The 13,308-nt window shown below is 68.2% G+C and carries 14 protein-coding genes; 3 read left to right on the top strand and 11 right to left on the bottom strand.

All coding sequences use genetic code 11. The annotated features are described in order from the left end of the window. Window positions 1–14: 14 nt before the first annotated feature. Window positions 15–926, bottom strand: a complete 912-nt coding sequence (locus QOZ81_RS00600) for a prohibitin family protein (protein ID WP_291203181.1) — start codon at window positions 924–926, stop codon at window positions 15–17. 305 nt (window positions 927–1,231) lie between these two features. After that, a complete protein-coding gene (locus tag QOZ81_RS00595; protein ID WP_291203184.1) occupies window positions 1,232–2,278 on the bottom strand; it encodes a hypothetical protein in 1,047 nt (348 codons plus the stop codon). 144 nt (window positions 2,279–2,422) lie between these two features. Between QOZ81_RS00595 and QOZ81_RS00590 the strand changes: the two genes are divergently transcribed. The 3 genes from QOZ81_RS00590 to QOZ81_RS00580 all read left to right on the top strand — a co-directional run bounded on the left by QOZ81_RS00590 (window position 2,423) and on the right by QOZ81_RS00580 (window position 5,404). Next, on the top strand, window positions 2,423–4,288 hold the full coding sequence (locus tag QOZ81_RS00590; RefSeq protein ID WP_291203186.1) for a PKD domain-containing protein: 1,866 nt from the start codon (window positions 2,423–2,425) through the stop codon (window positions 4,286–4,288). A gap of 61 nt (window positions 4,289–4,349) precedes the next feature. Beyond that, window positions 4,350–4,784, top strand: coding sequence for a secondary thiamine-phosphate synthase enzyme YjbQ (locus QOZ81_RS00585; protein ID WP_366083010.1), 435 nt, complete (start codon window positions 4,350–4,352; stop codon window positions 4,782–4,784). A gap of 2 nt (window positions 4,785–4,786) precedes the next feature. Then, on the top strand, window positions 4,787–5,404 hold the full coding sequence (locus tag QOZ81_RS00580; protein WP_291203192.1) for a flavin reductase family protein: 618 nt from the start codon (window positions 4,787–4,789) through the stop codon (window positions 5,402–5,404). Here the strand turns inward: QOZ81_RS00580 and QOZ81_RS00575 are convergent, their stop codons facing one another. The 9 genes from QOZ81_RS00575 to eno form a co-directional block, all read right to left on the bottom strand. Continuing rightward, window positions 5,405–6,307, bottom strand: coding sequence for a cation diffusion facilitator family transporter (locus tag QOZ81_RS00575; protein WP_291203195.1), 903 nt, complete (start codon window positions 6,305–6,307; stop codon window positions 5,405–5,407). 16 nt (window positions 6,308–6,323) lie between these two features. Further along, the gene (locus tag QOZ81_RS00570) at window positions 6,324–6,992 is read right to left on the bottom strand and encodes a hypothetical protein (RefSeq protein ID WP_291203198.1); all 669 of its coding nucleotides are present in this window, start codon (window positions 6,990–6,992) and stop codon (window positions 6,324–6,326) included. Window positions 6,993–7,039: 47 nt separating this feature from the next. Next, window positions 7,040–8,269, bottom strand: coding sequence for a bifunctional folylpolyglutamate synthase/dihydrofolate synthase (locus QOZ81_RS00565; protein WP_291203201.1), 1,230 nt, complete (start codon window positions 8,267–8,269; stop codon window positions 7,040–7,042). Next, a complete protein-coding gene (accD, locus tag QOZ81_RS00560; protein WP_291203204.1) occupies window positions 8,269–9,126 on the bottom strand; it encodes an acetyl-CoA carboxylase, carboxyltransferase subunit beta in 858 nt (285 codons plus the stop codon). Before accD ends, QOZ81_RS00565 begins: the two co-directional genes overlap by 1 nt. A gap of 17 nt (window positions 9,127–9,143) precedes the next feature. Then, window positions 9,144–10,010, bottom strand: a complete 867-nt coding sequence (locus QOZ81_RS00555) for a ParB/RepB/Spo0J family partition protein (RefSeq protein WP_291203206.1) — start codon at window positions 10,008–10,010, stop codon at window positions 9,144–9,146. Then, window positions 10,010–10,789, bottom strand: coding sequence for a ParA family protein (locus tag QOZ81_RS00550; protein ID WP_291203209.1), 780 nt, complete (start codon window positions 10,787–10,789; stop codon window positions 10,010–10,012). Before QOZ81_RS00550 ends, QOZ81_RS00555 begins: the two co-directional genes overlap by 1 nt. Before the next feature lie 114 nt (window positions 10,790–10,903). Beyond that, a complete protein-coding gene (locus QOZ81_RS00545) occupies window positions 10,904–11,707 on the bottom strand; it encodes a hypothetical protein (RefSeq protein WP_291203212.1) in 804 nt (267 codons plus the stop codon). 1 nt (window position 11,708) lies between these two features. After that, a complete protein-coding gene (locus QOZ81_RS00540) occupies window positions 11,709–12,011 on the bottom strand; it encodes an FtsB family cell division protein (RefSeq protein ID WP_291203215.1) in 303 nt (100 codons plus the stop codon). Window positions 12,012–12,024: 13 nt separating this feature from the next. Then, window positions 12,025–13,305: a phosphopyruvate hydratase gene (gene eno, locus QOZ81_RS00535; protein WP_291203219.1), complete on the bottom strand. Its 1,281-nt coding sequence runs from the start codon at window positions 13,303–13,305 to the stop codon at window positions 12,025–12,027. Window positions 13,306–13,308: the final 3 nt, after the last annotated feature.

Below are 13,308 nucleotides of genomic sequence, written 5' to 3'. Positions count from 1 at the left end.
GCGGGCGGGGGTCGCTACTTTCTGGCGGGCACCTGGATCATGGGCGTCGCACCGCCCATGGGGGTGATGATCAGGTTGCCCTTGGCGCCGATCTCGCGCAGGGCCTGGATGCGGTTGTTCTCGATGATCTGGGGCGTCAGGCTCTGGCTCACGATCTGCTGGGCGCGGGCCTGGCCCTCGGCCTCGATGCGCTTGCGCTCCGCCTCCTGCTTCTCCTTCTGCAGCACGAAGGCCATCTTCTGGGCATCCTGGTCCGCGGCGATCTTGTCGTTGATGGCCTTGGTGATCTGGTCCGGCAGGATGACGTTGCGAAGCAGCATCTGCTCCAGCGTGATGCCCCGCTTCTCGAAGGCCGCCTTGAGGGCCTTGCTCACCTGCTCGATGAAGGCCTGCCGCTTGGACGTGTAGAGCTCGGTCGCGGTCAGGGCGGCAGCCGCATCACGCAGGCTCGCGCGGATCTCGCTGCGCACGATGCGCTCCTCCACGTCGGGCCCGATGGTGCGATAGATCTCCGGCAGGCGGGCCTGCTGGAGAGAGTAGAAGACGGTGGCATCCAGCTTGACCGTGAGGCCGTCGCTGCTGATCACGGCGATGGAATCGTCGCCCTTGCGCTGCCCCTCGTCGGCCACGTTCGACATGGTGTAGTTCTTGGTGCGCACCTCCATCTCCACCACCTGGGCGAAGGGGTTGATGAAGTGCAGCCCCGAAGGCAGGGGCGCGTCGTTCACCTTGCCGAACAGGATCTGGATGCCCGCCTGGCCCGGAGGCACCACCACGGCCATGGAGGCCAGGAGGACCACCACACCCAGCCCCAGCCCCAGCCACTGCACGATGACCAGGCGCGAGGACAGGGGGAAGCCGACCTTCGTCTTCCACCTCCACGCCAGCACGCCAATCACGATGAGCAGAACGGCAACGAGGACCATCAATCACCTCCAGGGGCGAGTCAGCTTAGCAGGCCGGCGAGGCCGGGCTGTGACGGCCTCGCGGAGCAGCTGGAGGTGCCCGCGCGAAATGGGTGGACCCGACGCCGCGCAGGTGGGCACCACGTGGCGGGGGTCTGGGGGCACGCCAGTGCCCCCAGCGGGGTGACAGCCCTGGCGCGTCTGCGCGCAAGGGCGCCAGTGGGGCCATGCCCCGATGACCCTAGATCCCGGCCAACGCACGCGTTGGCCGGGGGAAGTGCACCTCGCCACCAGCCCATTGATCCAGGTGTTTCAGGCGAGGTGCACTAGTGATGGTGGTGCCCTTCGTCCGCGGGGGGCGGCGCGGGGCGGCCGTTCCTGGGAGGTCGCGCCTTCGGATCGAGGAAGCGCAGGGGCACCTTGAGGGGATCCTCCTGGTTGGAACACTCGAGCACCAGCATCGCCTCCGGCGTCGAGCCCGTCCGGCGGACCCGGATCGTGTGCCGGCTGGATTCCGCCGTGGGCCGGTCGAGGAGCTCGAAGCCCCGGCCCTGGATCTCCGCCTTGCGGATGCGGAAGGGCCGGCCGTCCCGGGCCGTGAGCTCCAACCCCAGCAGGGTAGTCTTCAGGTCGCTGAACACGAGCCGGGAGGGCTGGGCGATCACGGGGACCGCGAGACGCCAGTCGAGGTACAGGGTGAAGAGCGGCTGCCGGGGCCCGTTGGTCGCCACCTTGAGCACGTCCAGGCCGGCCATGGCGCCGGGCTTGAGACGCGCCGGGCGCAGGGTGACCCGCAGGTCCGCCACGGGGCCTTCGTGGATCAGCTCAGCCTCCAGGTGCGCGGGCAGTTCGCCGGCCAGGACGAGCTTGAGCGGATCGCCGCCTTCCCGCGTGAACCGGAACCGGAGCTCGGGGCTCTCGTGGGGGGCCACCTCCCCCAGGCTCTTGCGTTCGGCGTCCACGGCCACTTCGGGCCGCACGGTCATGTCGTAGCGGAGGATGTAGTTGGGCTGCGTCGGATCATCCGTCCCCAGCCGCACCGCGCCCCGGACGAAGCCCTCCATGCCCGTCGGGTCCACCCGCACCTTGACCATGCGGACCTCGCCGGGTTGCAGGGGCCCGGTGAACTGGCCCTCGTCGAGGGTCAACCCCAGGGACAGGTCCAGCAGACGGAAGCGGAAGGGACGGTCGTGCGTGCTCTTGATGCCATAGACCGCCTCCCGGAGCTCCCGGGGACCCACGCTGCCCAGGTGCACCGGGAAGGGCGTGGTCATCTCGATGCGGGCCGGCGGAACCGGATCCGGAGGCGTCGGCTGGGGCCCGGTCGCCGGGGCCTGGGCCTGCAGGAACAGGAGGGCGGGAAGCAAGAACATGGGAAGTCCTGGTGGGATACCAGTGTGCCGCGAGAAGGCCGCCCAGCCTCCTTGTTAATTGATGTGAAGAACGGAGAATTCACCTCGCATTCATCCGTGCCTGGGGTGGAATGGGGTTCCCCCAATCCCCTTCACGAGGTGACCATGTCCTTCCTCAGATTCGCGCTCTGCGCCCTCCTGGCGGCCGCTTCCGTGCTCGCCCAGGCCGCAGGGAAGAAGATCCTCTTCAACCACACCAAGCACGAGGATGGCGGCACCAGCGCCGAGTGGGTGATCTGCTCCGCCAGCGAGCCCATCCCCTCCCCCGCCAACCCCACCACCGAGACCGCCTGGAACGGCGGCCTCAGCGCCTTCGGCTTCGACCTCAACAAGGCCGGCTACGCCGTGGAGACCCTCCCGCCGGGGGGGCGCATCACCTATGGCGATACCACCAACGCCCAGGACCTCTCGAAGTACGCCGCCCACGTGCTCCCCGAGTGCTACGTCTACTTCACGGCCGCCGAGAAGCAGGCCATCTATTCTTATGTCCAGAGCGGCGGCGGCCTCTTCATCATCGGCAACCACCAGGGCGCCAGCCGCGTGACCAGCTCCGTGCCCGGCAGCACCGACGCCTTCACCGTCTTCAACGACCTCGTCAGCGTCAACGGCGGCAACCCCTACGGCTTCACCTTCATCGTCGGGCACGGGCCCGGCGACGCCCTCGCCAACACCACCAGTACGGCCTTCGCCACGGGCACCAGCCCCGCCGAGCAGGCCATCATCCACGGCGCCTACGGCACGCTCAGCCTGATGGACTTCCACAGCTTCGCCTACCTGTCCCCCAACACCGCCCAGAACCCCAATGTCCGGGAGATCCTCCACACGGGGATCGCGGGCGACACCGGCAGCTTCATCGTCACGTCGACGGTCGGAGCGGGTCGCGTGGTCGCCCTCAGCGACAGCTCTCCCAGTGACGACGGCACCACCACCACTTCCGGCAAGTCCCTCCACAACAGCTACACCATCAACAGCAACCGGGCCTTCTTCATGAACGCCGTGGCCTACCTCGCGGGCGATGCGGGGCCCGTGGCCCCGACGCCCGTGGTGGGCATCGCCTCCCCGGCCTCGAACACCACCATCACCGCGGGGGGCTCCATCAGCTTCCAGGGCAGCGCCAGCATCGCCGACGGCAGCACCATGACCTACAGCTGGTCCTTCGGGGATGGCACCAGCGCCGCGGTCCTGGGCCCCGTCGCCCACACCTATGCCACCGCCGGCACCTACGTCGCCACCTTCACCGCCACCAGCAACCAGGGCAAGTCGGCTTCGGCCACCCGCACCATCACCGTGAACGCCGCGGCCTTCACCGTCACCGCCAGCGCGGGGACGGGTGGCACCATCACCCCGGCCGGAGCCGTGAGCGTGGCGAACGGTGGCAGCCAGACCTTCTCCATCGCCCCGTCCGCAGGCTACGTGATCGGCGCCGTCACCGTGGACGGCGTGAGCCAGGGTGCCATCGGGACCTACACGTTCACCGCCGTCACGGCGAACCACACCATTGCCGCCAGCTTCACGGCCAGCGCCGGCTCCAGCCTCTCGGAGACCTTCGACACCGGCACCAAGAGCGCCTATGCCACGGGCGCCGTCTCCCTCGCCACCGGCTCCTGGACCCTGGACGACGCCCTGCTGGGCAACACCACCGCAGACCCCAAGGTCGGCACCCAGAGCGTCCGGGTGCGCAACAGCGGCAAGGTCACCATGGGCTTCAGCTTCGCCACTGGGGCCAAGACCGTGACCGTCAAGCATGGGAAGTACGGAACCGATGGCAACGCCACCTGGGGCCTCTGGTACTCCGTGAACGGCGGCACCACCTGGACCCAGGCCGGAACGTCCGTGACCACCTCGTCCACCACCCTGGCCACGGCCACCTTCACCGTGAATGTCCCCGGAGCCATCCGCTTCGAGCTGCGCAAGACCGACGGCAGCGCCAACCGGGTCAACTTCGACGACTTCAAGATCGCCGGCTACTGAGCCCACGCCACCCATGCTGCGAACCCGGGCTCCGGCCCGGGTTTTTGGTTATGCTTCGCCCATGAAGAGCCACCGGAAAGTCCTCACCGTCCACCTCCCCAGCCGCTCGGGCTTCGTGAACATCACGGAGGAGGTGGTTGCTGCTGTCCGGGAGAGCGGCATTCAGGAGGGGCTCTGCCTGGTGAACTCCATGCACATCACCTCCAGCGTCTTCATCAACGACGAGGAATCGGGCCTCAAGCAGGACTACCTGCGCTGGCTGGAGAAGTTGGCCCCTTTCAATGCAGGGACCGATCCAATCCAGGGCGGCTATCTGCACAACCGGACTGGAGAGGACAACGGCGATGCCCACCACAAGCGCCAACTCATGGGCAGAGAGGTGGTCGTGGCCATTACTGCGGGACGCCTGGATTTCGGGACCTGGGAGCAGATCTTCTATGGCGAGTTCGACGGCCGCCGGGACAAGCGCATCCTTATTAAGGTGATCGGGGAATGACCATGATCAGTCGCGACCTGTCCGCCCTTCCCAAGCGTGACGTCTACCGCATCCTCTCCAGCCTGGTGATCCCGCGGCCCATCGCCTGGATCACGACCATGGACGGATCGGGCCGGGTGAACCTCGCCCCCTTCAGCAGCTTCATGGGCATCTTCGGGCCACCCATGCTGGCCATCACTTTGGGCCGCCGGAAGGACGGCTCCCTGAAGGACACCCACCACAACCTGCGGACCTCCGGAGAGGCCGTGGTGCATCTGGCGGACCTGCCCCTGCTGGAGGCCCTCCACGCCAGCGCCGCCGAGGTGGACCCGGACATCAGCGAAGTGGAGCGCCTCGGGCTCACCACCGAGGCAGCGGACCTGGTGGTGCCTCCCCGCCTCAAGGACGCCCCCGTGGCCCTGGAGTGCCGCCTCAACCGCGAGCTGGAACTGGGCCCCGCCAGCACCCTCGTCCTCCTGGATGTCCTGGTCACCCATGCCGCCGAGCGCATCTGGAGCACCGAGCATGACTGCGCCGACGCCAGTTGCTGGACGCCGATCTCGCGACTGGCCTCGGTGGCCGGGCCCAACTACGGCGCGCTCGGACAGACCTTCCGCCTGGGGGCCTCCGAGCTGCCCTGATCAGTCCAGATCGGGTTCGACGAAGAGATGCTGGATCTGCGGAAAGCACTCGTGGAGCCGGCGCTCCAGGGCGTTGATGGCCTCCACCAGGGCCGTGCCGCTGGGTTGCTCCCGGAACTTCACCTGAAGGGCCACCATCAGGCGTTCGCTGCCCACGATCACGGCCACCAGGTTCAGCACGTGCTCCACGGCGGGGTCCTCGTCCACCGCGGTCCGGATGGCCGCCCGCAGGGCGAGGGGCGGTGCCTCGTTCATCAGCAGGCTCGTCACCTCCACCCCCACGAAGGCCGCCACGCCAATGAGCAGGAGGCCGATGGCCACGCTGCCGACGCCATCCCACACCGGGTTGCCCGTCAGCAGCGTGAGCAGCACGGCGGCCAGGGCGAACACGAGGCCCAGCAGTGCGGCGATGTCCTCGGCCAGCACCACCACCAGCTCCGTGCTGCTGGAGCGCTGCAAGTAGCGCAGGAGGGAGCGGCCCCGGCGTTCAGGCTCCGCCGCCCGCAGGGCGCCCCGCAGTGACCAGCCCTCCAGTCCGATGGCCAGGAGCAGGAGCCCGATGGCCCAGCCCAGGTGATGCGGCTGCTCGGGGTGGCGGATCTTGTGCACGCCTTCCACCAGGGAGTAGAGGCCGCCCACGGTGAAGAGGAGCAGCGCCACCAGGAAGCTGGCCACGAAGGCCGCCTGGCCATGGCCCAGGGGGTGCCTGGGACTCGGGGGCCTGGCGCCCTGCTTCATGCCGATGAAGAGCAGCACCTGGTTGGCGCAATCCGCGGTGGAGTGGATGGCCTCGGTCAGCAGGCTGGAGCTGCCCGTGAGGAGGAACACCGCGAACTTGGACAGGGCGATGCCGCCGTTGGCGGCCAAGGCGAGGGCGACGGCGCGGGCTGAACCAGTGGACATGGATTCAGGTTAGCGCCTAGTCCCAGTGGCGGATCCAGGCCGGGTCGTACCTGCCTTCGGCCGTTCTCGGCAGGGTCTCGAGCTTGGCCTCGGCCACGCCCAGCGAACGGAGGGCTGCCAGGAGGGCCTCCGCCCTCCGCTTCTGGAGGGCCGCGGGCAGAGCCTTGGCCGAAGGCACCTGCACGGCCCATCGCCCCTCGGCGCCCCAGTCACTGACCCATGCCTCCAGCTTCTTCAGTCCCGCCGGGCTCAGCTCTGCCTGCTGGGGCAGGAAGAAGAGCAGCCCCTCCCTTGGCGGCGCCTCGTGCGAGACGGCGGGATGGAGGGCCCTGGGCAGCGGGTCGACATTCAATGGCCCTGGCACAGGCAACCACTTCAGCTCTTCGCGGAGTGCGAGATCCCCCTTCATGGGGTAGGTGGATCCCTTCGGCTCGAAGTGCGATTCGCATTGGTCTCCGCGCACCTCGACCACCCGGAGGTGGCCGATGGCCTGGGGCTCGCCGCTCCGCTTCACGAGCAGACGGTCACCCACGCGGAGGCCCTGGTTCTGCCCGCCATCCAGCCGGTAGATCCGGTCCGCTGCTTCAAAGGGCGGGAGCCCCCTCCGCTCCACGGCCACGATGTGGAGGGGGACCTGGGCGCCGAGGGCACCGGCGAATCCGAGGCTGAGGAGCAGACGCCGCATGGGGTGCTCATCGGCAGGAGGCGGGGTGGACCCTTAGTTAGGCACTCTCAGAAGGGCCGGATGTCCAGCTCCCGGAGCAGGTCCCCCAGGAGGTAGAGCGAGCCCGTCACCAGGCGGGGCGCCTCGGCCATGGCCCGCAGGTGGACCGCGGCCTCCCGCACCGTCAGCAGAGGGGCCTCGAGGCCCCAGGCCTCCCCGAGTTCGGCATGGGTGGCGTAACGCGGGGCGTCCCCCTGCACGAAGGTCACGGAGAGGGGTCGCATCCGCTTCAGTTCGCGGGCCACTCCGGCGAGGTCCTTGTCGCCCATGGAGCCCACGTAGAGGTGGGGGCGCACCCCGCAGGCCAGGGCGTGATCCGCCAGGGCGCGGGCGCCATCGGGGTTGTGGGCGCCGTCCATCCAGACGGCCTCCAGCTCCGGAACCTTCCAGAGCCGACCGGGCCACCGGGTCTCGGCCACGCCCGTCCAGAGCCGCTCGTCCGGGACGGGAAACCCCAGGGCCTGGAGCTGGCGGATCGCCTCGAAGGCCGTGGCCAGGTTGTCCAGCTGGTGCAGGCCGGCCAGCCCCACCCGCCTCCCCTCTACCCGTGAGTGGTCCCAGCGGATGTCCACGGGTCCCAGGCGGGGAGCCGGATGCAGGGTCGGGGCGCAGGGCAGCAGCGGGCGGATCCACTCGGGGTCCAGGCCCGGTCCCAGCACGAGGGGTCGGCCGTCGCGGGCGGTGCAGAGCTTCTCCCGAGCGATGGCCTCGCGGGTGTCGCCGAGGTACTGCTGATGGTCCAGCCCCACGGTGGTCAGCACGGTCAGGATGGGCTCCGTAGCATTGGTGGCGTCCCAGCGGCCGCCCATGCCCACCTCCACCAGGGCCACCTCCACGCCGGTCATGCGGAACGCCGAGAGGGCGGCCGTGATCATCAACTCGAAGTAGGTGGCCTGAAGGCCCGCCTGGACCTCGGCCTCGAAGGCCTCGCCCAGGAGCAGGTCCAGGGCCCCTTCCCCGATGGGCTCGCCATCCACCCAGATGCGCTCGGTGACGTCCATCAGGTGGGGTGAGGTGGTCCAGCCCACCACGAAGCCGGCGGCCCTGAGCATGTGGGCCAGGAAGGCCCCCGTGCTGCCCTTGCCGTTGGTGCCCGCGATGAGCACCACGGGAAAGCCCGCGTCGGGTCGGCCCAGTCCATTGAGCAGGGCCTGGATGTTCTCGAGGCCGCACTTGATGCCGAGATGACCCCGCTCCTGGAGGCGCGGGATGTGGACGGGTTCGAAAGCCCCGCTCATCAGTCCCTGGGCGTAGGCATCATCCACGCCAGGCAGGCGGCGATGAAGTCCTTGAGGTGGTCGCGGTTGACGACCTTGTCCACCATGCCGTGGGCCTGCAGGAATTCCGAACGCTGGAAGCCCTCGGGCAGACTCTGCTTGATGGTCTGCTCGATGACCCGGGGCCCGGCGAAGCCGATGAGGGCCTTGGGCTCGGCGATGTTCAGGTCGCCCAGCATGGCGTAGCTGGCGCTCACGCCGCCGGTGGTGGGATCGGTCAGGATGCTGAGGTAGGGCAGGCCCGCCTTGTCGAGCTTGGCGAGGGCCGCGCTCACCTTGGCCATCTGCATGAGCGACAGGGTGCCCTCCTGCATGCGGGCGCCGCCGCTGCAGCTGACGATGAGGTAGGCGCACTGCTTCTCCAGGGCCCGCTCGGCGCCCAGACGGAGCTTCTCGCCCACCACGCTGCCCATGCTGGCGGCGAGGAAGTCGAAGTTCATGATGGCGCTCACCACCGGGTGCCCCGAGAGGGTGCCCTCCACCACCACGACCGCATCCTCGGTCTGGCCGGCCTCATCGAGTTTCTTCAGCTGGTCCTTGTAGCTCTTCATGGCCACGAAACCCAGGGGGTCGGCGCTGCGGAGGTTGCCGAACAGGGGGGTCCAGCCATCATCCATGAGGTTCTCGAGCCGCTCGTCCACGCCGATGCGGAAGTGGTAGCCGCACTTGGGACAGACGTTGTGGGTGTTGACCAGCTCCTTGCGGTAGATCAACTCCTTGCAGGCTTCGCACTTGATCCAGAGACCCTCGGGGACCCGGACGGTCTTCTCTTCGACGGCGGTCTTCTGCTGACGCTTCTTGACGAACCAGGACGACATGGGGACTCCTAACTTGTCTAGCGGCGCTTCGCCGGGCCATGCTTGAGGGCCTCGAACAGACGGTCCAGCTCGCCCTCGCTGCCGTAGTGCATGACCAGGGTGCCGGTCTTGCCCTTGGCCTTGATCTCGATGCGGGTGCCCCAGGACTGGGTCAGCTCCTCGGCGGCGGCCTTGATGAAGAGCTCCTGGGGGTGCTTCTTCCGGCCCTTGGCCTTGGTCTGTTTCTGAAGCTGCTGGATCCGCGCCTCCAGGGCGCGCACGCTGAGCTGCGACTGCACCACCTCGTGGGCCAGCTGTTCCTGCAGGCGGGGGTCCGGCACGCCGAGCAGCACCTTGGCGTGCCCCGTGCTCAGGCGTCCTTCGGCCACTTCGGCCTTGAGTTCGGCGGGCAGCCGAAGCAATCGAAGGGTGTTGGCGACCTGGGGCCGGGACTTGCCGACCCGGTCCGCCACCTGCTCCTGCGTCAGCCTCAGGTGCTCACCCAGCTGCCAGTAGGCCGTGGCCTCCTCGATGGGGTTCAGCTCCTGCCGCTGGATGTTCTCGACCAGGGCGATCTCCAGCAGGCGGTCGTCGGGAACCTCCTTGATCACCACGGGGACCATGGCGAGGCCGGCCTTCCGGGCGGCGCGCCAGCGGCGCTCGCCGGCGATGATCTCGTACTGGTCGCCCACCTTGCGCACCACGATGGGCTGGACCATCCCGTGCTGCTTCAGGCTCTCGGCCAGTTCGACCAGGGCAGCCTCGTCGAAGTGCGTGCGGGGCTGGGCCCGGTTGGGCACCATGCTGCCCAGGGGCAGCTCCCGCTGGCCGCCGTCCTCGGGAGCCATCTGGCTCATGAGCGAGGTGAGTCCACGGCCGAGGGCCGGTCGCTTCAACAGGGTCATCAGGCTTCCCTCCTCGCGAGGATCTCCAGGCCCAGCCATTCCTTCGCCAGGCTGAGGTAGGCTTGGGCGCCCTTGGAGCGCAGATCGTAGAAGGCCACGGGCTTGCCGTGGCTGGGCGCCTCGGCGAGCCGGATGTTCCGGGGGATCATGGTCTGGAAGACCTTCCCGGGGAAGGCGTGGCGCACTTCGTTGGCGACGGCCGCGCCGAGGTTGGTGCGCTCCTCGGCCATGGTGAGCAGGATGCCGCCGAGCTGGAGCCGCGGATTCGGACCGGACTGGATGCGCCGGAGGGTCTCGGTCAGTTCCGCCAGGCCATCCAGCGCGAAGAACTCGCAGGGCATGGGCACGATGACCTCGTCCGCAGCGGTGAGGGCGTTCAAGGTGATCATGCCGAGGCTGGGCGGAGGATCGATGAGGATGTAGTCGAACTTGTCCATCAAAGGCGCGAGCCCCTGCTTGAGCACCTGGAGCTGAGGCAGCTCGAAGAGTTCGAATTCCAGCTGGGCGAGGTCCTTGCCCGCGGGAATCACCTGCATCATGGGCACTTCGGTACTGAGCAGCAGGGCCTCGGCCGGGGCGCCCTTCATCAGGGCGTACGAACCCGCGCGGTGGTCGGGCTTCGGGAAGCCGAGCCCAGTCGTGCTGTGGCCCTGGGGGTCGAAGTCCACCAGGAGCACCATCTTCTCCATCATCGCGAGGGACGCCGCGAGGTTGATGGCCGTGGTGGTCTTCCCCACGCCGCCCTTCTGGTTCGCCAAGGCCACCACCCGGGCGCGCATCAGGCGATCCCCATCGTCATCCAGGCGCTGGCCAAACCACGCATCTCGGCATCCCCTCGGGTGTGGAACACGCCAGTCTAGCAGGTCGGGTTCCACGGCGAAGCGCTGGTGTGATCAGCGTCCCAAGCGCAGCAAGAGCGAGGGATCTGGATGCACAGTGCCCAACCTGCGCACCGGACCTGAAAGCCACAATTCCCGCCACGATCCTTCTGCGGCCAGATCGAGCTCGACGTTCACCACCTCGCCGCTGGCGGTGTGGAGACGCCAGGAGGAAATGCCCTCGGTGCTCGCGAGCCAGGCGGCGGCGACGGCACTGCCGGTTCCGCAGCAGAGGGTCTCTCCTTCCACGCCCCGTTCCCAGGAGCGGATCCTGGCCTCGCCGGGAGCGATGACCTCGACCACGTTCACGTTGGTGCCGCCGGGGATCGCCGCGTGGTGGCGAAGCGGCGGCGCGAAGGCCTTCAGGTCCACCGACGCGACCGACGGCACGCGCAGCACGAGCTGCGGATTGCCGATCCATCCGAAGCCCGCAGGCAGTTCCGTCGGCAGTGGAAGCGCACGCATGCCGAAGCCGTCCCCCTGCGGCATGCGGATGCCGACCTCTTCACCTGCGCGGCGGAGCAGGATCCACTCGCCGCTGGAGATCACCTCGACCCGGGCTTCGGAGGGGGCTCCCAGAATGGCCAGCGACGCCCTGCTTCCATTGGAACAAAAGGACTTGGATCCATCCGGATCCCAGTGCTCCAGCACCCAAGGCCCCGCTCCCGGCCTTTGCATCAAAAAAAGGCCATCTAAACCGAAGCCATGACCCCTGGGGCAGAGGATTTTTGCATAATCCTCGCCTGAACAGTCTTTAGCCTCGTCAGCCCAGAGGTAGCCGAAGACATTGCCCGAGGCGGAGGCGAGACGGAGTTCCAAGCTACCGTTCCCGGTTCCGGAAGGTGTAGACGGTCTCACCCTTGCGCGCATAGCCCTGGCGACGGGCCAGGGCCTCCATGAGCTCAGGGTCCTTCGCCGCGAGCCGCTGGACCTCCTCCATCAACTCGCGGTTGCGGTGGTTCAGCTCCACCAGCCGGGCCCGGGCGGCCTGCAGCTCGGCCTCGCGGCGGCGCAACTCGGGAAGCCCCCCCTGGGAGAAGAGCATGGCCATCAGGGACAGGAACCCCGAGGCCCCCAGCACGCTCCACAGGGTGGAGGACTTCAAGAGCCAGTTGGCGTTCATGCCAGAGGACCTCCTAGTTCAGGCGGGATCCGAAGGCCTCCCGGCCGGCGTAGCGGGCCGAAGCGCCCAGTTCCCATTCGATCTGGAGCAGGCGGTTGTACTTGGCCACCCGGTCCGTGCGGCAGGGGGCGCCGGTCTTGATCTGGCCGGCCCCGGTGGCCACGGCCAGGTCGGCGATGAAGGTGTCTTCCGTCTCGCCGCTGCGGTGGCTGATGATGGCCCGGTAGCCCGCCTTGTGGGCCATGTCCACGGCCCGCAGGGTCTCGGTGACGGTTCCGATCTGATTGAGCTTGATCAGGATGGCGTTGGAGACGCCCTCCTTGATGCCCCGGGCCAGGATGGCGGGGTTGGTCACGAAGAGATCGTCGCCCACCAGCTGGGTCTTGGCCCCCATGGCGTCCGTCTGGGCCTTCCAGCCCTTCCAGTCGCCCTCGGCGAACCCATCCTCGATGGAGATGATGGGGTGCCGGGACACCAGGCCCTGGTAGTACTCCACGAGCTGGGCCGGGGTCTTGTGGGCCCCGTCCAGGGCGTAGGTCTTGCCCGTGTGGAATTCGCTGGCGGCGCAGTCCAGGCCCAGGAAGACGTCCTTGCCCAGCTTGAACCCGGCCTTCTTGACGGCCTCGCCGATCAACTCGAGGGCCTCCTCGTTGGAACCCAGGTTCGGGGCGAATCCGCCTTCGTCCCCCACGCCCGTTGCCAGCTTCCGGGCCTTCAGGACGCCCTTCAGGGCATGGTAGACCTCGGCACCCCATCGGAGGGCCTCCCGGAAGTCCGGCGCCCCCACGGGCAGCACCATGAACTCCTGGATGTCCACGTTGTTATCCGCGTGGGCCCCGCCGTTCATGATGTTCATCATGGGCACGGGGAGCAGGCGGGCGGTGGCCCCCCCCAGGTAGCGGTAGAGCGGCAGGCGGGAGGCCCTGGCCGCGGCATCCGCCAGGGCCATGGAGGCCCCCAGGATGGCATTGGCGCCCAGACGGCCCTTGTTCTCGGTCCCATCCAGATCGCACATCAAGTCGTCGAGCTCGGCCTGCTGGAAGGGATCCATCCCCTGCAGCGCCTGGGCCAGTTCTACATTGATGGCGTCGACGGCCCCGAGGACACCCTTGCCGAGGTAACGCTTCTTGTCCCCGTCGCGACGCTCAAGCGCCTCGCGGCTTCCCGTCGAAGCCCCGGAGGGGACGATGGCCTGACCGGTGGTCCCATCGGAAAGTTGCACCCTGGCCAGCACGGTGGGATTCCCACGGCTGTCGAGCACTTCGAGGGCTGAAACACGGTCGATGGTAAGCATGTG

The organism is Geothrix sp., assembly GCF_030219325.1.
Taxonomy (GTDB): domain Bacteria; phylum Acidobacteriota; class Holophagae; order Holophagales; family Holophagaceae; genus Geothrix.
This window is presented reverse-complemented; position numbering and strand designations above follow the sequence as displayed.